The following is a 22,477-nucleotide window of genomic DNA, read 5'->3' as shown; positions in this document are numbered from 1 at the left end:
GCCGTTTTTGACGGCCCTGTTTTTTTTTGGCTGATTGCCCCCATAGCAGTGACTGTTGCCTGCCGAACTGCCAATGCCCCCTGCAACCGGCTCATCAGCAAAGCTGCTATAATTAAAAAATAGTATGTGCGATCAACTCATTGAGAGTCCGGATGATCCATAAGACTTCAGAGAAGGAGTCGGTTTGCTTCCCGATCCATCCATTCATCATAGGCTGCGGCCATGAGCGGTCCGAAATACGAACTGTTCTTTGCGGTTCGGCTGCGGCTGCTGGGGCATTTTCTTGGCCTCTTCCTGCTGGTCACTGCCACCCTCACCCTGGTGCCCTTTCTGGTTGCCCTGGTTGTTGGCGAATACCATATCGCTTTTAGCTATGGTGTCCTGACCGGGGTATTGCTGACAACCGGAATCTTGATGCAGAAGATGCGTTATCAAGGGCAAATGCAGCTGAACGAGGCCATGGTTCTGGTGGCATTGATATTCATTCTCCTGCCTGTGATCATGACCGCGCCCCTGGTTGCCCAGGGAATATCCTTTGCCGACGCGCTGTTTGAAACCATCTCGGCGGCGACAACAACCGGCTTAAGCACCCTGGGCGCGATCGAGCAGTACCCGGCCACCTTCCGTTTTGCGCGGGCCTGGATGCAGTGGTATGGCGGATTGGGAATCGTTGTTTTCTCGCTGGCCCTGATCGTACGGCCGGGAATGGCGGCTTTACGGCTGTCCAGCCTGGAAGAGCCAGACGATCTGGTCGGCGGCACACGTGCTCATGCCCGCCGCGTCCTCAAGGTTTATGGAGCGTTGACGGCAGCCGGGCTCATTCTTTGGCTCATTCTCGGTGGTGAGCCGTTTCCCGGGCTCCTGTATATCATGTCGGCGGTTTCAACCGGTGGTTTTGCCCCGACAACAGGCAGTCTGGCCGATTTGGATCACCTCCGCCTGGCCTGGGTGGTGACCCTGGGCAGCCTTGCCGGCGCCATCCCGCTGGCCCTGTATCAGCAGTCCTTGCGAAAAGGCTGGCGGGCCCTGCTGCAAAATTTGGAGATGCAGACATTGCTTGCGGCAGGGGTAATATCTTCCCTGGTGTTGGGACTCTCCATGCTGGGGCAGGGGATGCCCATCGATTTCGCGGCACGGCATGCTCCCTTGATGGCTTTTTCCGCACAAACCACGTCCGGGTTTTCCAGCATGGATGTCGCTGCGTTGAGCACAGGGGGGAAGTTCATCCTGATTTTGACGATGTCACTCGGCGGCAGCATCGGCTCAACGGCAGGGGGCTTCAAACTATTGCGGCTGCTGATTCTGGTCGGTGTGATCTTTCATGCCGTTAAACGGATGACTGTTTCTCGCCATGTCGTGACGGAACAGCGCCTTGGTGGCGAGCGTCTTGGCCTGCCTGAAATTCAGGATGCCCTGATGATTATTCTCCTTTTTATCATCACCGTCCTTCTGTCCTGGATACCGTTTCTGTTGTATGGATATTCTCCCCTGGATTCACTGTTTGAAGTCGTCTCTGCAACCGGTACGGTCGGCCTGTCGAGTGGCATCACCAGCAGCTCGATGCCGGATTTTTTGAAGGGAATTCTTTGCCTCGATATGCTGCTGGGGCGCTTGGAGTTTGTCGCTTGGCTGGTCTTTTTCTATTACCGGACCTGGTTCGGAAGAAAGCGAGAACAATAAATGAGAATTGTGTTTATCGGTGCCGGAGAGTTGACCGTGGAAGCCGCGACTTTATTAATTGGTCGTGGTCATGAAGTTATTATTATCGAATCCGATGAAGAGCGGATCAAGGAGCTGAGTGATTCTCTCGATTGCAGTTTCCTGCATGGCGACGGCAGTAAGCCGAATATCCTTGATGAGGCCGGACCTGAGCACGCCGATTTTCTGTTCTGCCTGACCGAGAACGATCAGTACAATATTATTGCCGCCCTGGTTGGTCGTTCGCTGGGTTATGGTCAGGTGGTGGTGCAGATCAGGGATACCGACTATCTCAATATCTGCCAGGAACTCGGCCTGGAGCATAGTATTACCCCTTCCAGAACCATTAGTCGCTATCTTGCCGACATGGTTTCAGGGGTCGATATCCTGGAGTTGTCTTCGCTTATCAAATGCGAAGCCCGCTTTATGATGATCAGCGTCGATAAGCAGACCAGGGGCCGGGTCGAAGAACTGGAACTCCCCGCAGAAGCACGGGTGATCGGCATTTATCGCGCTGGCCAATTCATGCACGCAGACCCGGAAACCACCTTGAAAATCAATGATGAGGCTTTGATCCTGACCCACAGCAAACATTTGCCGGAATTGACGGAACGATTCCAGGCTGAAGCCTCAGAAGGGCATGACTTGGAAGAGAAAAAATAGCCGAAGCACAGTGGCTGGTTGCATCCGCTGTGCTTCAGCATTCCTGAACGGCCCCCTGGCTTATTGTCCTGGCCTCAGGACAACGCAGCACCATCAACGAATCCCACCTCCATGCTCAGTGGGTCGACCCCTTCCAGGCAGCCAGCGTTGACCCGGGTCGCCGCTGGATTGGACCGCGGATTGTGATGAGTATACACGCCACAGACTTTGCAGAAATAATGGTTGGCTGTCATGGTATTGAACTGATAGCGGGTCAGGAACTCTTCCCCGCCGGTGACTTTAAACTCTTCGGTCATCACCATGGGAAATCCCTTCCGTTTGCACAGACTGCAGTTACAGCGCACTGCCGTGGCCAGATCGGCCTTCACTTCAAACGTCACTTGGCCGCAATGGCAGGAACCCTGGTAGGTTTTTTTAGCATCCATGTTGATCTCCTGGGAAAAAGTGGGGGGTACCGCGGCCAACAGCCACGTCCCGGACTTCACTCGACTAACCGGACAAAGATGTTATTTTAGCATTTTTTTCGGCTGATTGGGCAAGCGACGGCCCAACTATCGGTTGACCCTGTCTGGTTACATCAGTAGCATGAGCGGGTTGCCTGCAAACCGCTGGCAGAGGCCAGGGATGTGCTTTTACAACCCACCCGCAGGTGCGGTTGCAGATGTCATGTTTTTGCCCGTTTCCAGACGAAGCCGAAGGGAATAACCTGATGCCGACCGCCAGAATGCTGCTGCCGATCCTGTCCGTTTTGCTGCTGATCTCTTTCCCGGCCCGGGCGGATGTGGATGTTTCTTTTGGCAACGGATTCTTGTGGGGCTACAGTCAGTACCAGATCGGCGGGCTCGTGCATGAGAAGAGCGGCAGCACAAAATACCATTTCCCGATCAGTGAACTGAGATTCCCCCTGGATGCCGTGATGTTCAAAACCACGGTCAGGGCAGATGTCGGTAAAAACTGGCAGTTCAGTATCAGCGGCGAAACCAACCTCACTGAAGATACCGGCAAGATGGAGGATTCGGACTGGGGTTACTATACCGGCTCGCCTGCCGATCAGCTGGATATCTATTCGGAGAGCGATACCGATATGGAGGCCTGGCTGTTTGACGCCAAAGTTGCCTACACTTTTTTTACCAGCTCAAGACAATGGCCGGCTGCAGGGCCGGGAACGAATCCGGCCGAGCCGTTTTTCTCCTCGGCGATCGGGCTCGGCTTTAAATACCAGAAGTACGATTTCGACGTCCATGATCTCGATCAATGGTACCCTTCGACCCCTCATGCGCCCCATGACCTGGTCTCCGGACTGGTGTTGACCTATATGGCCGAGTACCAGATCCCTTATCTGGAGTTGAGCATGAAAATGCGCCCGGCCACCGGGCTGTCCTGCTCCCTCAGCCTGGCTTATGCGCCGCTGCTTAATTTTCAGGATGAGGATCATCACCTGCTGCGTTCCAAGGTCCTGAAGGCGGATCATGACTGGAACGGTCATGGTGGCTTTGTCCAGTTGGCCGGAACCTATTGGCTCCCCCGGAACTGGTTCTTGCAGGCGGAGATCGAAGGCCAGTATCTCAAATCGAGCGGCCGGGCAAACGGTTATGTGGATGGCGAATGGGCCTATTCCATCGAGCAGAAAGTCCAGAGCGAGCAGTATCATGCCCTGGTTCAACTGGGCTATTCCTTCTGAGTTGCTGACCGGCCGGCACTGGTTTGGCGACGGTCACGAAGGTACAGCTCAGGAGGTGGTTTCCCGAAGCAGCAGCTCTCTCTTTTCCAGCACCAGCATCTGGTCGCGCAGTTCGGCTGCCCGTTCAAAGTCGAGATCGGCGGCTGCTTCAAGCATCTGCTCTTTAACGGTGGCGATCTGTTTCTTTAACTCATCAGGATGGAGGTATTCCGCCTGCCCTTCGGCAACCATGGGCAGGTCGACATAATCCTTGCTGGACAGGTCATCCAGAATGGAGCGCAGCGATTTTTTGATCGACTGCGGAGTGATCCCATTCTCCTCGTTATAGGCCAGCTGTTTTTCCCGGCGGCGAGCCGTTTCATCAAGGCAGGCCTGCATGGACCGGGTGATCTTGTCACCGTACATGATGACCCGCCCGTCGACGTTACGCGCGGCACGGCCGCAGGTCTGAATCAGGGAACGTTCACTGCGCAGAAACCCTTCCTTGTCGGCATCAAGGATTGCGACCAGAGAGACTTCGGGGATGTCGAGGCCTTCCCGCAGCAGGTTGATGCCGACCAGGACGTCAAATTCCCCCTCTCGCAAACCGCGGATAATCTGCATCCGTTCGACTGTGTCGATGTCTGAATGCAGGTAGTTGACGCGGATATCAAGCTCCTGCAGATAACCGGTCAGATCCTCGGCCATCCGTTTGGTCAGGGTCGTCACCAGGACCCGGGATTTCTTTTCAATCGTTATGCGGATTTCATCGATCAGATCATCGACCTGCTCGGTGGCCGGACGGATTTCGATGGGCGGATCGACCAGCCCGGTCGGCCGGATCACCTGTTCGACAAAGACCCCGTCAGCTTTTTCCAACTCGTAATCGGCCGGGGTTGCCGAGACATAGACCGTCTGCGGTTGGCGTTCGACAAATTCTTCAAACATCAACGGCCGGTTATCCAGGGCGGAAGGCAGGCGGAAGCCGAAATTGACCAGGGTTTCCTTGCGCGAACGGTCGCCGCGGTACATGGCGCCGACCTGGCTGACGCTGACATGACTTTCATCGATGAACATCAATGCGTCATCCGGCAGGTAGGAGAGCAAGGTCGCCGGCGGATCGCCGGGCTGGCGACCGTCCAGAAAGCGCGAATAGTTTTCGATCCCCTGACAGTAGCCCATCTCCTCGATCATTTCGATATCGAATAGGGTGCGCTGTTCGATCCGCTGGGCTTCCAGCAGCATGTTGCGTTCCTGGAAATAGGCGATGCGCTGCTGCAGTTCGTCCTGGATCTCCTTGATCGCCCGCTCCAGGGTCGGCTTGGTGGCCACGTAGTGACTGGCCGGGAAGATCGCGGTCCGCTCCAGGCGGTCGATAACCTGGCCGCGCAACGGGTCGATTTCGCTGATGGCATCGATCTCGTCGCCGAAAAATTCGATCCGCAGAGCGCGTTTTTCTTCGTAGGCAGGGAAAACCTCGACACTGTCGCCACGAACCCGGAAAGTGCCGCGGTGAAAGTCGATATCGTTGCGCTCATACTGAATTTCCACCAGGTTGTGGAGGAATTTATTGCGATCCAGCTCCATACCGGTCTGCAGATTGACGAGCATACCGTAATAGGCTTCCGGTGAACCGAGGCCGTAAATGCAGCTGACCGAAGCGACAATCAGCACGTCCCGCCGAGACAGCAGTGAACGGGTGGCGCTGTGGCGTAGCTTGTCAATCTCCTCGTTGATGGAACTGTCCTTTTCGATAAAGGTATCGGTCGAGGGGACGTAGGCTTCGGGTTGATAATAATCGTAATAGCTGACGAAGTATTCGACCGCATTGTTGGGAAACAGTTCTTTGAACTCCCCGTAAAGCTGGGCCGCCAGGGTTTTGTTGTGGGCCAGGACCAAGGTCGGTCGTTGCAGACGGTTGACCACGTTGGCCATGGTGAAGGTCTTTCCGGAGCCGGTTACCCCGAGCAGAACCTGGTGCCGGTCGTTACGCAGGATGCCTTCAGTCAACTCATCGATGGCCTGCGGCTGGTCGCCGCGCGGCTGATATTCTGAATTCAGTTCAAATCGGGCCATGTGTTTTCTGTCAGCGTAAAAAAATTGGAAAATGTCTTGAGGAAATGCTGGTCCACGTGTTTCACTTTCTGCTGATCATCTCTTCAGGAGGATAAGGCATGACTGAAGCAAAAATCAAATTCGCCTACACGGTTTTCTGGAACAGCGGACTGATCATTCTCGGTTCCCTGATTCAGGCGATTGCGTTGAAAAGTATTTCGACCCCCCACGGTTTTGTCCCTGGTGGTATCTTCGGAGTCGGTTCACTGCTCTACTATATCACCGGCTGGCTCAATCCCGGGCTTTTTTATCTGTTCCTGAATATTCCGCTGTTTATCCTCGGCTATATTTTCATCTCTCGGCGCTTTCTCTGGTACAGCGCGTTGGCCATGGGGGTGATCTCGCTGTTCTACCAGCTGGTTCACTTTGAGATCCAGATCGGCAATCAGCTCTATGCCGCGCTGGTTTTTGGCGTACTGTTAGGCACCGGGGCCGGAATGGTGTTGCGCTCGTTGGGGTCTAATGGCGGGCTGGACGTTATCGCCATTATCCTCAATCAGAAATACAACCTCGGCGTCGGCAAGATTTATTTCATGTTTAACGTCCTGCTGTTTTCCATCAGTTTCATCAGCTTGGATAATGACCTGGTCATCGCATCGATGATTTCGGTGTTTGTCTGCTCAATCAGCGTCGATTATGTGCTGTCCATGTTCAACCAGCGCAAATTGACATTCATTATTTCCGGCAAGCCACAGGACGTTGCCGATGAGGTCATGGCCAAGCTGAAGATCGGCACCACCATGCTGCCCGCGATCGGCGCTTATCATAAACAAAACCGGACCGTATTGATGGTGGTGATCAATAATATTCAGCTCAAGCGGTTGGAAGAGATTGTTTTTACCCAGGATGAGCACGCTCTGTTCATTGTGGAAAACACTTTCAGCGTGCTGGGGTCGACCTTTTCGCGGCGCAAACTTTATTAAATTGTTGGAAAAAGCCGTCCTGGCTTTTTCCAAGCCCGGTCGGGAAAATGCGATTTCCCCGACCTCACCCGCTTTGCAACAGCAACCTGTTGCCAAGCGGGGTCGCCCATCCCTGGGCTCCGCAGGCTGGAGAGATGTCACGCCTGCTGTTGTTGGAAAAAGTCGTCCTGGCTTTTTCCAAGCCCGGTCGGGAAGATGCGATTTCCCCGAATGGCGCTAGGGTAAGCAACTTTGCAGTAAACTCGGGACTGTCCCCAGGATCATCGGGGGCTGTCCCAAGAGTTTGCGAGCCATGAAACTGGAGCGGTTAGCACCGCAAAGACCTGGGACAGCCCCCGTGCGGGGTCAGTCCCAGTTTTGCTGCCATCTCCTCTTAATCTAGTGTCCCGTGCGGTTAGTTCTCTATTCCAATTTCGGTCCTTTTTGCCGCTGTCTACGTTCTGCCTTCTCGGCTTAGCCTAAGCTAGGCCTGCGGCGGCACGCCTTGACAGCAACAAAAATGACTCAAAATTAATACAAATAATTAACTGAACGGGACACTAGCGTCATTCATGCGATTTTCCAGACCTTACCGGCTCCGCAACAACACCCTGTTGCTGAGCGTGGGGCTCCGCAGGCTGGTATTACTTCGTGGGCATGGGGGGGACCAGCAGGGCCGGGTCGAGATGCTGTTCGAACCAGTTGATGCGCCAGTCCAGGTGCGGTCCGGTCACCCGGCCGCTGGCGCCAACGGTGGCGATGGGCTGCCCCTGCTCGATCCGGTCACCCGGCTTGACGAGAATTTTCTGTAGGTGGAGAAAGCTGGAAAACAGTCCCAGCCCGTGATCGATGATCAGGGTCCGCCCGGAAAAGAACATGCCCGGATGGGCCAGGCGAACGATCCCCCCGGCCGGTGCCCGGACCGGCGTTCCTGCCGGAACGGCAATATCCACCCCGTAGTGAGGCCGGCGCGGCTCGCCGTTGTAAATCCGGCGACTGCCGTATATCCCGCTGATCCGCCCGGTGACCGGCCAGCGGAAGGTCTCCAGAAAATTGCTCTGGCTGCCGGTCTGTTGTCGAGCTGTGACAATCAGCTCTCTTTCGTGGGCGATCCGTTGCAGGTCTTCCGCGCTGGGGTGCATCAGCTGTGGACTGATGCCGTCGACGTGCTCAACCTGGTATTGCCTGGAGGTCAATAAAATTTCCTGGTGTTGTTCAGAGCCATCTCCGGTAATAATTTTCAGCTGGTGTCGCAGTTGTGCGTCGCGACCGAAGCCGATGATGAAGCTGCCGTCCCGGGTGACCTGGAGCGGTCGTTGGTCCAGCCAGAGCCGGCTGCCGGGGCTGACCTGACCGATCAACAACCCGCCTTGTGTCGCCTGGCCGGTCAGCCGGGCCGTGGCAAATGCTGGCGAAACGATGGTCGTGCTGAGCAGCAGGGCACAAGCCAAGGCGGTGATGGCCTTCCGCACGCTCGGGCCTGGTTTCTGGAATGAAATAAACAACCGCGTGTCCCTCCTTTATTTGGTGCTGATGCCGAATTCAACCCGGCTGGCCGGGCCGCTTTTCGGGCTCTGGAAAATATCTGCTTCCTTTAAAAATATTCTCGGTTTCAGCGCCTCATCAAGTTTAATCAGAGCATCCTGTACCGCCAAGGCCCGATGACGGGCCAGTGCCGCGAGCTCTTCATTATCGGCGCGAATGTTGGCGAGTAACAACTTTTCCATCTCTTCCGGTGGCAGATCCTTGAGCATGCCGACAATGTTGCGCGGTCTCGGGAAATCGGCTTCCTGGTAGACGGTTTTTAACAGTTCCGGATACTCTTCCGGGGATATCTGGAGTTCATCCCTGGGGATTGCAGGTGTTCCCTGCTCGGTCAGCTGCCGCCATTTAAGGTCCAGCAGCAGTTGTTTGAGGTGGTTTTTACGATAGGCTTCCGGATCTTTGTCTTTATCGGCAAAACCGCTGACCTCAAGAATCAGCCCGGGACGGTTGATCAAGACATCGGCCAGTTCCTGCAGTTTGCGGTTCTGCTCCTCGGTGATTATCGCGGTCCCCAGGGGGAATTCGATACTGCTGAAGTCCTCATTGCCGCCCAGCATGGAGGCCAACAGGGAAAACGGTGAGGTCGCGGCTTTGACCAGCAGGTTGCGCAATACAGTGAAAACAGTGCCGAATAGGCTGAAATCGGGGTCGTTTAAATTGCCCGAGATCGGAATGTTCAGATGGATTTCGTCGTTGCGGTCTTTAAGCAGACTGATGGCCAGGGCGACGGGTAAGGATGTTGCCTGCTTGCTTTGCACCGTGTCACCGAAGGTGAATTGATCGATCATCACCCGGTTGTCGGCACTGATCTGCTGGTGTTCGATATGGTAGTTCAGATCGAGATACAGTTTCCCCTTGGCAATGGCATAGCCGAGATAGGTGCCGGAATAGGGAGTCAGCGGGGACAGATCAATATCTTCAAAGCGGATCGTCAAATCGGCAAACAGGTTTTTGCTTAACGGGTTGATCTTTCCACTGACTGTCAACGGGGAATGGTTCTCCAGCTGGCCGCGCAGATCGACATCGGCCTGCATCTGCTGGTCGGAAGACATGCCGGAGACCCGGCCGCCCAGCTGATACATGGTGGTGGCAAAGGTGCTCGGTAAATGGCGGTCGGTAAAGGATACGGTTCCGCCCTGCAGCGTCAACGCGTCAATGCGGATGTCCGGCACTGGTCCGGCAGACGTTGCGGCTGAGCTGTTGGATGGCTGTGGTTTGGGAGGCTGGTCTGCAGCCGCAGGGGCGCCTGCTGGTGATTCCGCAGTGACACTGGTCAGGTTGACCTGTCCGTCTGGGGTGATTTCGATATTGGCCAGGTAATTGCTGAGCGCCACATCTTTGATATGCAGGGCAAATGGAGCCAATGTCCCGTCGATACCGGCCAGGTTAAGCGTATCCCAGGTCAGTAGCTTGCCATCACTCAACGGGTCGCGCAGGCTGAAGCCGGTAACATTGAGGTTGCCCGCAAAGTTCCCAAGCAGTTCCTCGTTCTGCTGGGTCAGGGTCAGGGCCAGATTTGAGTTCAGTTGCCCGGAGGTCAGCCGCAGGTTGAGGCCAGCGGGGATGAAATTGTTGAAATCTGCCAGCGCCAAGCCCTGGATGCGTGAATTGGCCTTGACCTGCAGCGGCGTATGGACGGCACTTCCCCCCACGCTGATGTGTCCCCTGTTGCCAACCTTGGTCGCCAGCTGAAAGGGGCTTTTTTGTGCCTCTGGATAATGAATGTTTTCGCTGTGGAAGTGCAACTCGGTGAGGTTCAGGGTCGGCTTCCGGTCCAGAGCCTGATCCTGGAATTCGATGTTGAAATGAGCGAGATCAAGACTATCGAGTTGTACCGTCCATGGCGAGGCCGCCGGAGTCTCTTGCGCTGCAGCTGGCGGGGGTGCCGGCTCCGCATGTTCCGGGGCGCGCAATATCCGCAGCGGGGTGAGGGTTCCATCAGCCAAACGGGTCGCTTTGATGCGGCCTTTGTCCAGGCCGATAGCGCCCAGATTGACCTGTCGCCGGTTCAGATCAAAGGAAGAGCCGTTCATGTGGAACTCGGCCAGGCTGAAGCGGTCTTCTCCGCCAAAGGGGATCAGTAGGTCGCGCAAGGTTAGCTGGGTTTGTAGAAGTTGCACATTGCCATCTGCCGTGTATCTCAGTTGGCCGGCGAAATTGGCCCGCCCCTGGATCGCTTCGGTCAGCACCGGCTGCAGGTAGGGATAGTAGGGTTGCAGGGGCAGGCCGTTGGCAATGAGATCAAGCTGTGCGCTCAGCGGCGCAATCCCCAGGGTCCCGGCCACGGAAAGACTTAGTTCGCGATCGGTGAGAAGGCTCAGGTTCAGATCCGCCAGCTCTTCCGGGTGGGTGGACAGGTTGTCGAGGGTCAGATTCAGATGACGGAGGTTTTCATTGACCGGCGTTGCAACACTCTCATCCCGAAAATGAATTTGCCCTTCGTGGATTCTGGTGTTTTCAATCAGCACCAGAGGGAGCTTGGAAGGCTCCGATGTCTTGGGCGGCGGTTCTGCGCCGGGCGCTGCACTGTCTGCGGACGGACTGAACAGTTCCACCAGATTCCACTGGCCAGCCGGGTTGCGGCTGATGGACAGCTGCGGTTCATAGAGTTCTATGGAAGAGAGATTGAAGTCCTGCTTGAAAACATCCGCCCAGCCGAGGCTGACCAGCAAGGTTCCTAAACTGAACAGGGGCTTGCCGTCGGGTTCGCGCAAATCAAGGTCGCTGACGGCAAACTCCCCCCCGAGCATCAGCTTCGGTTCTTCACTGCGAGAGATCCGGTACGCCAGATCGAGCTGAAAATCAAGGGTGCCCTGGGCAACTTCAAGGGGGAGGGTCACGGGCAAATGGGATGCATAAAAAGGCAGATCAACCGCGTGGATCGTAAAAAACAGATTGGTTTCAAGGGAATTGTGAAATGGTTTCATCCGACCGTTAACGGCTAGCTCGGAGCCGTTGAGCAGCAATGACAGCTCGGGCTGAACAAAGTCGTCCATCATGTAGGGGATGTTGCCGATGGACGGAACCGTCAATAAGAGCTGACGGATTTGATGGTGAGAGTGGTTGGCCGATGCCAGGTCGCTGAAATCAACGGCGCCGTTTTTCACCCTGATGTTGTTCAGAGAAAAATGAAAGGTACTGGGGGGGCTTTGCGGCGTGGTCTCGGCGGTATCGCCTGTGGATTGGAGAAAGTCCGCGAAGTTGAATTGCCCGGGAGCGAGTAGCTCGATATTGACGTAAGGATCATCCAGCTCAACGTGGTCAAGGATCAGGGCTAATTCCGGGAGGGAACGGATGCTGGCTGACACCACCAGCTTGGAAAAAGAAACGAACGGTTGGGAGCTGTTCGGTTCGGTCAGTTTAGCCCCTGAAAGTTCCAGAGTCAGGGTGAACGGATTGAAAAAAACTTTCTCCAGGGTCAGAGTCCGTTTGGTATTTTCGGCGATCCAGGCCTGCCCCTGTTTTTTGACCTGCCAGGGGACAATCAGCATGGATAACAGCATCAGCAATAAGATAACACCAGCGACAACCAGCGATCTTTTCAACCAGCGTGACGACATAGTGGCTCCTCCGAATGGCGCTAGTTTAAGAGGAGATGGCAGCAAAACCGGGACTGTCCCCGCACGGGGGCTGTCCCAGGGCTTTGCGGTGCTAACCGCGACAGTTTCATGGCTCGCAAACTCTTGGGACAGCCCCTGATGACCCTGGGGACAGTCCCGAGTTTACTGCAAAGTTGCTTAAACGAGCGCTATTCGCGGCTCCTCCCTAAACATTCGAAAGTTTAGCATAAGGTCTTTCTGAGGTCTTTTGAAGAAGCTGTTTTGAAAAGGGCGGATAACGCAGGAGATTTTTTAATACTTCCGCTCTTCAGGCCGACAAAGGGCTGAAATAAGGCCAGGATGGCATAATTTTCCTTTGCCTTGAATGGGGCCTTGGGATAATCTTGGTCTAAATTAATTTTTTGGAGAACGGGGCGGTGCTCATGGAAGAAAACAACCTGCCAGTGCAGAAAAAGAGCAAGGGGAATTATCGAATTTTGATAATTACTCTGCTTCTGGCTGTCCTGCTGAGCAGTGCCCTGCCTGTTTATAATGCCATGGTTTCTTACCCGGCCATGGTCAGATTCATGCAACAGGGGGTTGAACAGGGTGCACTCAATGCCGCACGCCATATCGTGACGGAGTTTTTGGGATTCAATTCGGAAACCTTTACGGAACAATTGTCCCCTGCGCAGGAAAAATCGCTGCGCACCTTTGTCTCCCAGTATGGAATGATCAGGGCCAAAGTCTACAGCCCGACCGGACAGATCATCTTTTCCACCCGTCAGGAGGATCTTGGCACCGTCAATAAGAACAGTTATTTTCGCGATGTGGTCGGTGCCGGCCATCCCCTGACCAAGCTGGTCAATAAAAAACAGCGCTCGCTGGAAGGGGATGAGCTGTCCATTGATGTTGCGGAAGTTTATGTTCCGGTCATGCTCGACGGATCTTTCTGCGGAGCTTTCGAGTTTTATTTTGATGTCACCGGACAGAAAAAACAGATTGATGCTGTTTCCGCGTCCTCACTGCGGGTGTTTCTGTTGACCAATCTGGGTTTTTTGATCCTTTTCATTGTTGTCGCCTTCAGAATGAGGCAGGCGATCCAGAAACAGCAGGCTGCCGAGCGGGAAATCATCCTCATGGCCTATACCGATACCCTGACCGGGCTGCCAAACCGGCGGTTGCTCACCGACCGGATTGACCAGGCGCTGAATCGGGCCAAACGGCACAAGCTGATGCTGACCCTGCTGTATATCGATGTTGACAATTTTAAGACGATTAACGATACCCTTGGGCATCAGCAGGGGGATGAATTGCTGCAATATATTGCCGAGCAGATCAGGCAGCATATTCGCAAAAGCGACACCCTGGCCAGGATCGGCGGTGACGAATTCGTCCTGTTGGCAAGTGATTTAAGCAGTGCAGAAGAGGCCAAAGTGGTGGCGCAGACCATCAGCCGGATTTTCGAGACCCCTTATCTATCCAGGACCGGGCCGGTCTCCGTCTCCTTGAGCATCGGCGTGGCTGTCTTCCCCAAGCATGGTCAGGACTCGGAAACCTTGCTGAAGAATGCTGATACGGCGCTGTATGAGGCGAAAAATAAAGGGCGCAACACGTATGCTGTCTATCGGCCTGCAGAGGCTGTAACGAACAAGGCAAAGAGAACCAGCTAGTTGCCATCTGCAAACTCCGAAGGGCAACGGCTAAGTTGCTTGCTTGTGGTCGGGCAAGCGGCCGTGCTGATACCATTTCTGATCACCGTACATTTTGTCGGCGCAGGTCCGGCAGAGTCCATGGCTGAATTTGACATCGGCGTGTGTCTCAATATAGCGTTCCAATTGATTCCAGGCCCCTTTGTCGTCTCTGATCTGTTTGCATGAAGAGCAGATCGGTAAGATTCCCTGCAGCGATTTTATCTCGCGCAACGCCTTTTTCAGTTCCTCAATCAACTCCTCGTTTTTTTTCTGAATGTCTTCTTTTTGCCTGATCTCCTCCACCAGTTCGCCGTTGGTCCGCTTAAGGTCGGTGAAGATCAGTCGATAGGGTCGTTCTATCCCGGTTTTGATAATGCACAGATAAATCAGGTAAAAACTGAAAATTTTAAAATAGTGACCAACTAAATTCGATATTCCGTAATTGCTGATATAGAACGTGAAAGCGAGTTCGGAGATGATCGTGCAGATGATGGAGAGCAGGATGAGCCGGTAAATTTTCTGTTCAAAAAATGACTTATTAAGGTGGAGAAAAAATATTGCTGCCAGCAAAATCAAACAGATCAGGTATTCGCTGTATTTTTTGAACGGAGTGAGGCCGCTGCCATCGACAAAACACACCGGGAAAATTTTCCACTGAAAAATGGCCGCAATGATGAGATAAGTCACAAGGGCATAAGCGGGAATAATATAGGCAACTTTCAGCGGCTTATTCTCTTTCAAAAAGAGAAATGCCAGGGCCAGGGTAACACTCTCCATGTAGCGCGCGCCGATCCATAATTGATTGGCATAGTAGTCGTAATCGGTAAAGATGGGCATTCCTTTGTAAGACAAGGTATGCAGTAGATCAAGCAGGGAGATGAACAGATAGGCGATACCAATGAATAGCAGGTAGGGGTTCTGAATGTAATGTCTTGAATGCCAGGCGATGACAAAGATCGTGACCGCAACCACGATACTGAAAAATTCGGCAAGGGTGTGAAACAGCAGGTAATTGACCCAGCTGGTGAAATAGAGTCCCAGGAGAATCAACAATAAGCCGCAACCCTGGATCAGCGGCTTGTTTTGTCCGGGCGGATTGAGAGTGTCGAAAATCTGAGGCATGATCAGCACAATTCCATTTCATGGCGACAGTTTTTGTTTGCCCGCTCCGAAACAACTCCTGGAGCGGATTTTCTGACCCGTCGAATTTAACGCACAAGCTCCGTTAAAAATCAAGGTCTCACCCCACCCTGCCCAGTGTGGTTTCGGCTTTTTTGTTTTTTTGTACGACGGATTGAGACCCTGATTCGTGGGGCGCCTTCTCGTTGAAGTCGGACAATAAGCAAACTTTTGCTGAATTTAATTATGGGGAAATGATCTGGACGCTTTCCCAACTCCTGACGATTCATTAAAATTGTGCTAAGCTCTTAATTTATGGGGTAGTTAGCAGGCTGGTGCGGTGCAATGGCAGCGTGTTGTGTTTGCTTGAGGAGTTTTTGAACATCTGCGGATTTTGGGAGTCGGCAGCTCATGTCAGCTTAGACCTGGGCTGGACTAATCCGTGGCTGTAACACAGTTGGCAGTCGCCCGGACCGGAGTGAACGAATGGCATCAAACAGGCGCAACCCTGGCAAGAGGTTGGCCGGGGATGGCTATTGCGCTATTGACAATTGATTTGCCTTTACTATAAGTTTTTTCACTTGGGTCAAACTCGCGGAATTGGTGACGGCAATCGGGTTTGGCTTTTCTATCCTTAACGAGACGGAGGCTTCAATCTATGCGAAAACGACTGCTCCCCCTGTTTGCAATGTTGCTCCTGTTCATGTTTTTTGGTCAGGCTCAAGCCAAAACCCTGGTTTATTGTTCGGAAGGAAGCCCTGAAGGGTTCAACCCGGTTTTTTATACTGCCGGAACAACGTTCGATGTTTCTTCCAAGAATGTGTTCGAGGGGCTGACCCACTTCATTCGCGGGACCACTGAGCTGGAGCCCGGGATGGCGGAAAGTTGGACCATTTCTGACGACGGTAAAGTGTACACCTTTCATTTGCGCAAAGGGATTAAGTTTCATTCCGCCAAGCATTTCAAGCCGACCCGCGATATGAACGCGGACGACGTCATTTTTACCTTCGAACGGCAGTGGAAAAAAGACAATCCTTACTATGCGGTTTCCGGCGGCAACTATGAATATTTCAACGGCATGTCCATGCCGGAACTGCTCGATCGTATTGAAAAGGTCGACGACTATACGGTCAAGTTCTACCTGACCCGGCCGGAAGCACCGATGCTGGCGAACCTGGGGATGGATTTCGCAGTCATTCAGTCAAAGGAATACGCCGACGCAATGTTGAAAGCCGGTACCCCGGAAGAATTTGACCAGTGGCCCATCGGCACCGGACCGTTCCAATTTGAAGGTTATAAAAAGGACGCTCAGATCCGTTATACTGCCTTCAAGGATTACTGGAAGGGAAAAGCCCCCCTCGACAAATTGGTTTTCTCCATCACCCCGGATGCTTCGGTTCGCTATGCCAAGCTTAAAGCCGGCGAATGCCAGGTGATGCCGTTCCCCAATCCGGCAGACTTGGCGGCCATGAAAGCGGATCCCGATATCAACCTGATGCAAAAAGAAGGGTTGAACGTCGGTTACCTGGCCTACAACACTCAAAAAGCTCCGTTTGACAATGTCAAAGTGCGCAAGGCCTTGAACCACGCCATCAATAAACAGGCGATCATCGACACCGTGTTCCAGGGCGCCGGCAAACCGGCCAAAAATCCGATTCCGCCGACCATCTGGTCGTACAACGATGCCGTTGTCGATGACGCTTACGATCTCGATCTGGCCAAAAAACTGTTGGCCGAAGCCGGTTATCCGAACGGTTTCGAGATGAAACTCTGGGCTATGCCGGTACAGCGTCCCTACAACCCCAATGCCCGGCGTATGGCTGAAGTTATGCAAGCAGACTGGGCCAAAATAGGGGTCAAGGCTGAAATCGTTTCCTACGAATGGGGTGAGTACCTCAAGCGTTCCAAGGATGTCAATCGGGATGGCGCTGTTCTGCTTGGCTGGACCGGCGATAACGGTGATCCGGACAACTTCCTGGCCGTATTGCTCGGTTGTGACGGCGTCGGTGGTTCCAACCGTTCACAATGGTGCTACAAGCCGTTTGAAGACCTGATCCAGAAAGCCAAAGCGGTGTCCGACATCAAGGAACGGACCAAGCTCTATGAACAGGCCCAGGTGGTTTTCAAGGAGCAGGCACCCTGGGCAACCATCGCCCACTCCTTGGTTTTTGAGCCGGTTACTAAAAATGTTGTCAACTACAAAATCGACCCTCTTGGCGGCCATATCTTCTATGGTGTCGATCTGAAGTAATTCACTAGCGAATGTTCTCTCCCGGCCGGGAAGGTTAGTCTTCCCGGCCGTTTCTCTGCGGTCTAGTTAGCCTATGTTGAAATTTATTCTGAAGCGGATCAGCGTGGTGATTCCGACCTTTATCGGTGTCACCCTGTTGACCTTTGCCCTGATCCGGCTGATTCCAGGCGACCCGGTCGAACTGATGGCTGGCGAGCGCGGCGTTGATCCGATCCGTCATGCCCAGCTGCTGCATCAGATGGGACTGGATCAGCCAATCCTGGTGCAGTACTGGGATTACCTGGTCGGAATTTTTCATGCTGATCTGGGGACCTCGGTGGTGACCAAGGCTCCGGTGATCAAGGAGTTTTTTACCCTGTTCCCGGCGACCCTGGAACTGTCCATCTGTGCCATGATTATTGCGGTGGTCGTCGGTCTGCCGGCCGGGATTATCGCTGCGGTGCGGCGCGGCAAGTTCACCGATTATTCGGTCATGGGCCTGTCCCTGACCGGTTATTCCATGCCGATTTTCTGGTGGGGATTGCTGCTGATTCTGTTGTTTTCGGTCAGTCTCGGCTGGACTCCGGTGTCCGGACGGATTTCCGCGACCTACTGGGTCGACGAAGTGACCGGATTCATGCTCATCGATTCCCTGCTCTCCAATGAGGCTGGCGCTTTTCTGTCCGCAGTGCAGCATCTGATTTTGCCGTCCATTGTGCTGGCGACCATCCCCCTGGCGGTGATCGCGCGGATGACCCGCTCGGCAATGCTCGAGGTGCTGCGTGAAGACTATGTTCAGGTCGCCCGCGCCAAAGGGTTGGCCATGCCGCTGGTGGTCTGTGTTCATGCTCTGCGCAACGCGCTGATTCCGGTGATCACCGTCATCGGCCTGCAGGTCGGGGTGCTTATGGCCGGAGCCATCCTCACCGAGACGATCTTTTCCTGGCCGGGCATCGGTAAGTGGCTGCTAGACTCCATCTACCGGCGCGACTACCCCGCTGTGCAGGGGGGAATTCTGCTGGTGTCCTGTATTGTTATTCTGGTCAACCTCACGGTCGACATTTTCTACGGCGTGGTCAACCCGCGTATCCGTCATAATCGTTAGGAGGCCGCTGATGAGCGAACCAATTCAGGCGACAGCTGCCATTGACGAGATTTCCCCGCCCGGCCCCTGGCGCGAATTCTGGAGTTATTTCTGTGAAAACCGCGGCGCGCTGATCGGCTTCGGATTCATTGTCCTGGTCTTGCTGGCCGCCCTGTTTGCACCACTGTTGACCCCTCATAGCCCCTTCGAACAGTACCGTGACTACATTCTCACGCCGCCAGCCTGGCAAGACGGTGGCCTGTGGCGTTTCCCGCTGGGGACGGATGAAGTCGGACGGGATATCCTGACCCGCTTGATCTATGGTGGCCGGCTGTCCCTGTTCATGGGCATGATCGTCGTCTCCATGTCCCTGGTGATCGGGACCCTGATCGGCTTGATGGCTGGTTATGCCCGCGGTGTCACCGATACCCTGGTGATGCGGGCCATGGACATCATCATGGCTCTGCCCAGTCTGTTGCTGGCCCTGGCCATCGTGACCATTTTAGGGCCGGGTTTGATCAACGCGGCTATCGCCATCGCCATAACCTACCTGCCCCATTATGTGCGAATCACCCGGGCTTCGGTGATGGCGGAAAGCTCCAAGGACTACGTTATTGCTTCTCAGGTTAGCGGTGCCGGCGTGATGCGGCTGGTGTTTATCACCATTTTGCCCAATTGCATGGCTCCGCTCATAGTCCAGGCTTCCCTCGGCTTCTCCAATGCCATTCTTGATGCAGCTGCCCTCGGCTTTATCGGCTTGGGGGCTCAGCCGCCGAGTCCGGAATGGGGGGCCATGCTCTCCGGGGCTCTGGAATTTATCCAGCGGGCCTGGTGGGTCGTGACTTTCCCCGGACTGATGATCCTGCTGACCGTGCTGGCCTTTAACCTGATGGGCGATGGATTGCGCGACGCCCTCGATCCGAAGATGAAACGCTGATGTCATTATTGGAAATTAAAGATCTGACCGTAGAGTTCGGTAGTGAGGCGCGGCCGTTCCGGGCCGTGGACCAGGTTTGCCTGAGTATCGACAAAGGCGAGGTGGTTGGCGTGGTCGGCGAGTCCGGTTCCGGTAAGTCCGTCACCTCCAAGGCGATCATGGGTTTGATCGATTGGCCCGGCCGGGTTTCCGCGTCGCAACTCGAATTTGCCGGCCAGGATCTGTTGACCCTGAGCGACAAACAGCGCCGACGGATTACCGGGCGCGACGTGGCCATGATCTTCCAGGAGCCGATGACCAGCCTTAACCCCTGCTTTACCACCGGTTTTCAGATCTCCGAGGCGCTCAAAATCCATGAGGGCGGCAGCCGGGCAGTGCGCCGGGCGCGGGCCCTGGAACTGTTGGAACAGGTCGGCATCCCCGATCCCAAAGCCAGACTCAAGGCTTTTCCTCATCAGCTGTCAGGCGGGATGAGTCAGCGGGTCATGATTGCCATGGCCATTGCCTGCAATCCCAAGCTGCTGATCGCCGATGAACCGACCACCGCCCTCGACGTGACCATTCAGGCGCAGATCCTCGACCTGCTCCTCGACCTGCAGCGCCAGCGCAACATGGCACTGATGTTGATCACTCACGATCTGGCCCTGGTTGCCGAGGCAGCCCAGCGGGTCGTCGTCATGTACGCCGGGCAAGTGGTCGAGACCGGGCCGGTCCCGGCAATTTTTGATCATCCGCGCCATCCCTATACGGCCGCTCTGCTCGAAGCCCTGCCGGAGCGTTCGGTCGGCCATGAGCGCTTGCAGACCATCCCTGGCGTGGTGCCGGGTCTGTTTGACCGGCCGAGCGGCTGTCTGCTCAATCCGCGTTGCAAGTTTGCCACCGACTACTGCGGGCGTGAGGCTCCGCTGCTTGAGACTCTGGCTGATGGCCGTCAGGCTCGTTGCCATTACCCGCTGGACGAACAAGGACAACCGCAGAGAGAAGGAAAACCCCAGTCATGAGTGCCGTGCAACCGATCCTTACCGCCCGCAACCTGACCCGTTTTTACGAAGTGTCCCAGGGTTTATTTCAACCTGCAGCTGTGGTCAAGGCCCTCGACGGAGTCAGTTTCACGGTCGCTCCCGGGAAAACTCTTGCCGTGGTCGGCGAATCCGGCTGTGGTAAATCGACCCTGGCCCGCCAGGTTACCATGATCGAACGACCCACCGGGGGGGAGCTGGAATTTGACGGCTTTGATCTGGTCCAGGCGACCGATCATGAACTGAAAGCGGCCCGGCAGCGGGTGCAGATGATTTTTCAGAACCCCTTCGGGTCCCTCAATCCGCGCAAAAAGATCGGTACTATCATTGCCGAACCCCTGGTTATCAACCGTGACCTGCCCAAGGCCGAACAGGAAGAGCGGGTTCGGGCGATGATGGACAAAGTGGGACTGCGCCCCGAGTATTACAACCGCTACCCGCATATGTTTTCCGGCGGTCAGCGTCAACGCATCGCCATTGCCCGGGCGCTGATGCTGGAACCCAAGCTGGTGGTGGCCGATGAGCCGGTCTCGGCCCTGGATGTTTCGGTCCAGGCCCAGGTCCTCAACCTGCTCATGGACCTGCAGCAGGAAATGAACCTGGCCTACTTGTTCATTTCTCATGATCTGTCCGTGGTCCGGCATATTGCCGACGAGGTCATGGTCATGTACCTGGGCAAGATTGCCGAATATGGTACCGCCGAGCAGATCTTCTCCCGCCCGCGCCACCCCTATACCCAGGCGTTGCTGGCTTCGACCCCGCATCTGAACAGTGCCAACCGGCAACAGCGAGTGACCTTGAGCGGGGAGTTGCCCTCACCACTGTCACCACCGAGTGGCTGTGTTTTTCACACCCGCTGCCCCTTTGCCAAACCGCGCTGCGCCGAGCAGATCCCGGCGGCCGAAGAGTTTGACGGTCGCTTGACCGCCTGCCTCCGGGCGGCTGAGATCGCTGCCGAACAAGATTGAGCAAAATGCCCGGTCAGCTGCATGCTGACCGGGCATTTTGTTTTTTTTATTGAATCTTTCCCTGCTGACTATGTCGGCTCTTTTGGCCAAACAGTCAATAGATCGATTGTTCACTGGCCGCATCAAAAATATGCAGGTGGGTCAGGTTGAGAACCATCGCCAGTTGTTCCTCCGGGGCAAACAGGCGGCGGCCTTCGACTTTGGCGACCAATGCCGCGCCGCACAGGTCCAGATGCAAGTTGGTTTCATTTCCGAGGGGCTCCACGATCCTGACCGTGCCCGGCACGGCAAAGCTAAAAGGGGTGCCGTGCGGCTGCGGCTGAGTGCCGTCGGCAATTGCCAGATCTTCCGTGCGCAGCCCCATGAGGACCTTTTGACCGTCGCTGAGGGTGGCTGAACTGCGTTCCGGAATCGGAATCTCGAGCTGTTCACTCAGGCGCAGTTTCTGCTGGTCTCCACCATTGACAATAACCGCGGGAACCAGGTTCATGGGCGGGGAGCCGATAAATCCGGCCACGAACGAATTGGCCGGTTTCTGGAAGATCTCCAGCGGGTTGCCGACCTGCTCAATATAGCCGTCCCGCATGACTACGATGCGATCAGCCAGGGTCATCGCTTCGACCTGGTCATGGGTGACGTAGATGATGGTGTTTTCAACCTGTTGGTGGAGCTGCTTGATTTCCAGGCGCATCTGGGTGCGCAATTTGGCATCGAGATTGGAGAGGGGTTCGTCGAACAGGTAGACCGCCGGGCGGCGGACAATGGCCCGTCCCATGGCAACCCGCTGGCGTTGGCCACCGGACAGCTCATGGGGCTTTCTGTGCAGCAGTTCCTGCAACTCCAGGATCCCGGCGGCCTCCTTGACCCGTTGGTCGATCTCATCTTTGGGCATCTTGCGCAGGGTCAGGCCGAAGGACATGTTCTTGTAGACGTTCATGTGTGGATACAGGGCATAGTTCTGAAACACCATCGCGGCATCGCGATCCTTCGGAGCCAGCTCGTTGACCACCCTGTCGCCGATTTCAATCGTTCCGCCGGTGATCTCCTCCAGCCCGGCAATCATTCTCAGTACCGTTGATTTACCGCACCCGGAAGGGCCGACCAGGACGACGAATTCCTTATCGATAACATTCAGGTTGATACCGTGGACAACCTCCAGCTTGCCATACTTTTTGACAACGTCGCGCAGAATCACATTGGCCATGAGGATCACTCCAGTGGAAGCGGGGAGAATGAATCAAACCGGTTTTTATTATAGCTTAATCAGGTGCTAATCCCTTAATCTATAGCGGGTTGTTTTTTTT

General features: G+C 54.9%; 16 protein-coding genes. 10 read left to right on the top strand and 6 right to left on the bottom strand.

Features of this window, described 5'->3' with window-relative positions; all coding sequences use genetic code 11:
* Positions 1-222 precede the first annotated feature (222 nt).
* Together N909_RS0107770 and N909_RS0107765 are read left to right on the top strand one after the other, a co-directional pair.
* Positions 223-1,680, top strand: a complete 1,458-nt coding sequence (locus N909_RS0107770) for a TrkH family potassium uptake protein (protein ID WP_029913770.1) — start codon at positions 223-225, stop codon at positions 1,678-1,680.
* Positions 1,681-2,361 (top strand): potassium channel family protein, encoded by a 681-nt coding sequence (locus tag N909_RS0107765; protein WP_029913768.1) that lies wholly within the window; start codon positions 1,681-1,683, stop codon positions 2,359-2,361.
* Positions 2,362-2,435: 74 nt separating this feature from the next.
* Here the strand turns inward: N909_RS0107765 and N909_RS0107760 are convergent, their stop codons facing one another.
* Positions 2,436-2,786 (bottom strand): GFA family protein, encoded by a 351-nt coding sequence (locus N909_RS0107760; RefSeq protein WP_029913765.1) that lies wholly within the window; start codon positions 2,784-2,786, stop codon positions 2,436-2,438.
* A gap of 236 nt (positions 2,787-3,022) precedes the next feature.
* On the opposite strand from N909_RS0107760, the gene N909_RS0107755 reads away from it, so the two are divergent.
* Positions 3,023-4,042 (top strand): omptin family outer membrane protease, encoded by a 1,020-nt coding sequence (locus N909_RS0107755; protein WP_029913763.1) that lies wholly within the window; start codon positions 3,023-3,025, stop codon positions 4,040-4,042.
* 48 nt (positions 4,043-4,090) lie between these two features.
* Here N909_RS0107755 and uvrB read toward each other — a convergent pair whose 3' ends face one another.
* Positions 4,091-6,097, bottom strand: coding sequence for an excinuclease ABC subunit UvrB (uvrB, locus tag N909_RS0107750; protein ID WP_029913760.1), 2,007 nt, complete (start codon positions 6,095-6,097; stop codon positions 4,091-4,093).
* A gap of 98 nt (positions 6,098-6,195) precedes the next feature.
* Here uvrB and N909_RS0107745 point away from each other — a divergent pair, with 98 nt between their 5' ends.
* Positions 6,196-7,059, top strand: a complete 864-nt coding sequence (locus tag N909_RS0107745; protein WP_029913758.1) for a YitT family protein — start codon at positions 6,196-6,198, stop codon at positions 7,057-7,059.
* A gap of 623 nt (positions 7,060-7,682) precedes the next feature.
* On the opposite strand, the gene N909_RS0107740 is transcribed toward N909_RS0107745, so the two are convergent.
* On the bottom strand, positions 7,683-8,543 hold the full coding sequence (locus tag N909_RS0107740) for a M23 family metallopeptidase (RefSeq protein WP_245613580.1): 861 nt from the start codon (positions 8,541-8,543) through the stop codon (positions 7,683-7,685).
* 15 nt (positions 8,544-8,558) lie between these two features.
* The gene (locus tag N909_RS0107735) at positions 8,559-12,143 is read right to left on the bottom strand and encodes a DUF748 domain-containing protein (protein WP_029913754.1); all 3,585 of its coding nucleotides are present in this window, start codon (positions 12,141-12,143) and stop codon (positions 8,559-8,561) included.
* 422 nt (positions 12,144-12,565) lie between these two features.
* On the opposite strand from N909_RS0107735, the gene N909_RS24515 reads away from it, so the two are divergent.
* The gene (locus tag N909_RS24515; protein ID WP_051689599.1) at positions 12,566-13,795 is read left to right on the top strand and encodes a GGDEF domain-containing protein; all 1,230 of its coding nucleotides are present in this window, start codon (positions 12,566-12,568) and stop codon (positions 13,793-13,795) included.
* 30 nt (positions 13,796-13,825) lie between these two features.
* Here N909_RS24515 and N909_RS0107725 read toward each other — a convergent pair whose 3' ends face one another.
* The gene (locus N909_RS0107725; protein WP_051689598.1) at positions 13,826-14,938 is read right to left on the bottom strand and encodes a membrane-associated sensor domain-containing protein; all 1,113 of its coding nucleotides are present in this window, start codon (positions 14,936-14,938) and stop codon (positions 13,826-13,828) included.
* A gap of 655 nt (positions 14,939-15,593) precedes the next feature.
* Between N909_RS0107725 and N909_RS0107720 the strand changes: the two genes are divergently transcribed.
* From N909_RS0107720 to N909_RS0107700, 5 genes are all read left to right on the top strand, one after another.
* Positions 15,594-17,186, top strand: a complete 1,593-nt coding sequence (locus tag N909_RS0107720; protein ID WP_029913743.1) for an ABC transporter substrate-binding protein — start codon at positions 15,594-15,596, stop codon at positions 17,184-17,186.
* Positions 17,187-17,259: 73 nt separating this feature from the next.
* The gene (locus N909_RS0107715; protein ID WP_029913739.1) at positions 17,260-18,270 is read left to right on the top strand and encodes an ABC transporter permease subunit; all 1,011 of its coding nucleotides are present in this window, start codon (positions 17,260-17,262) and stop codon (positions 18,268-18,270) included.
* A gap of 10 nt (positions 18,271-18,280) precedes the next feature.
* Positions 18,281-19,186: an ABC transporter permease subunit gene (locus N909_RS0107710; protein ID WP_029913738.1), complete on the top strand. Its 906-nt coding sequence runs from the start codon at positions 18,281-18,283 to the stop codon at positions 19,184-19,186.
* Complete coding sequence (gene dppD / locus N909_RS0107705; protein WP_029913734.1) at positions 19,186-20,187, top strand: dipeptide ABC transporter ATP-binding protein; 1,002 nt, start codon at positions 19,186-19,188, stop codon at positions 20,185-20,187. Before N909_RS0107710 ends, dppD begins: the two co-directional genes overlap by 1 nt.
* Positions 20,184-21,173 carry a peptide ABC transporter ATP-binding protein gene (locus tag N909_RS0107700; RefSeq protein ID WP_029913733.1) on the top strand — a complete coding sequence of 330 codons (990 nt, stop codon included), beginning with the start codon at positions 20,184-20,186 and terminating at the stop codon, positions 21,171-21,173. Before dppD ends, N909_RS0107700 begins: the two co-directional genes overlap by 4 nt.
* A 94-nt stretch (positions 21,174-21,267) precedes the next feature.
* Here the strand turns inward: N909_RS0107700 and N909_RS0107695 are convergent, their stop codons facing one another.
* Complete coding sequence (locus tag N909_RS0107695) at positions 21,268-22,377, bottom strand: ABC transporter ATP-binding protein (RefSeq protein ID WP_029913730.1); 1,110 nt, start codon at positions 22,375-22,377, stop codon at positions 21,268-21,270.
* Positions 22,378-22,477 lie beyond the last annotated feature (100 nt).

Origin of the sequence: Pelobacter seleniigenes DSM 18267, from assembly GCF_000711225.1 — a bacterium.
Classification (GTDB): domain Bacteria; phylum Desulfobacterota; class Desulfuromonadia; order Desulfuromonadales; family Geopsychrobacteraceae; genus Seleniibacterium; species Seleniibacterium seleniigenes.
Note: the sequence above shows the minus strand (reverse complement) of the source record. Positions and strands in the feature narration are given on the sequence as shown.

Bases quoted from the DNA above. Each gene is read 5' to 3' on its own strand.
- dppD (WP_029913734.1), top strand. From the start codon at position 19,186: ATGTCATTATTGGAAATTAAAGATCTGACCGTAGAGTTCGGTAGTGAG.
- N909_RS0107755 (WP_029913763.1), top strand. From the start codon at position 3,023: ATGTCATGTTTTTGCCCGTTTCCAGACGAAGCCGAAGGGAATAACCTG.
- N909_RS0107760 (WP_029913765.1), bottom strand. From the start codon at position 2,786: ATGGATGCTAAAAAAACCTACCAGGGTTCCTGCCATTGCGGCCAAGTG.
- N909_RS24515 (WP_051689599.1), top strand. From the start codon at position 12,566: ATGGAAGAAAACAACCTGCCAGTGCAGAAAAAGAGCAAGGGGAATTAT.
- N909_RS0107745 (WP_029913758.1), top strand. From the start codon at position 6,196: ATGACTGAAGCAAAAATCAAATTCGCCTACACGGTTTTCTGGAACAGC.
- N909_RS0107710 (WP_029913738.1), top strand. From the start codon at position 18,281: ATGAGCGAACCAATTCAGGCGACAGCTGCCATTGACGAGATTTCCCCG.
- uvrB (WP_029913760.1), bottom strand. From the start codon at position 6,097: ATGGCCCGATTTGAACTGAATTCAGAATATCAGCCGCGCGGCGACCAG.
- N909_RS0107770 (WP_029913770.1), top strand. From the start codon at position 223: ATGAGCGGTCCGAAATACGAACTGTTCTTTGCGGTTCGGCTGCGGCTG.
- N909_RS0107695 (WP_029913730.1), bottom strand. From the start codon at position 22,377: ATGGCCAATGTGATTCTGCGCGACGTTGTCAAAAAGTATGGCAAGCTG.
- N909_RS0107765 (WP_029913768.1), top strand. From the start codon at position 1,681: ATGAGAATTGTGTTTATCGGTGCCGGAGAGTTGACCGTGGAAGCCGCG.
- N909_RS0107700 (WP_029913733.1), top strand. From the start codon at position 20,184: ATGAGTGCCGTGCAACCGATCCTTACCGCCCGCAACCTGACCCGTTTT.
- N909_RS0107715 (WP_029913739.1), top strand. From the start codon at position 17,260: ATGTTGAAATTTATTCTGAAGCGGATCAGCGTGGTGATTCCGACCTTT.
- N909_RS0107725 (WP_051689598.1), bottom strand. From the start codon at position 14,938: ATGCCTCAGATTTTCGACACTCTCAATCCGCCCGGACAAAACAAGCCG.
- N909_RS0107720 (WP_029913743.1), top strand. From the start codon at position 15,594: ATGCGAAAACGACTGCTCCCCCTGTTTGCAATGTTGCTCCTGTTCATG.
- N909_RS0107735 (WP_029913754.1), bottom strand. From the start codon at position 12,143: ATGTCGTCACGCTGGTTGAAAAGATCGCTGGTTGTCGCTGGTGTTATC.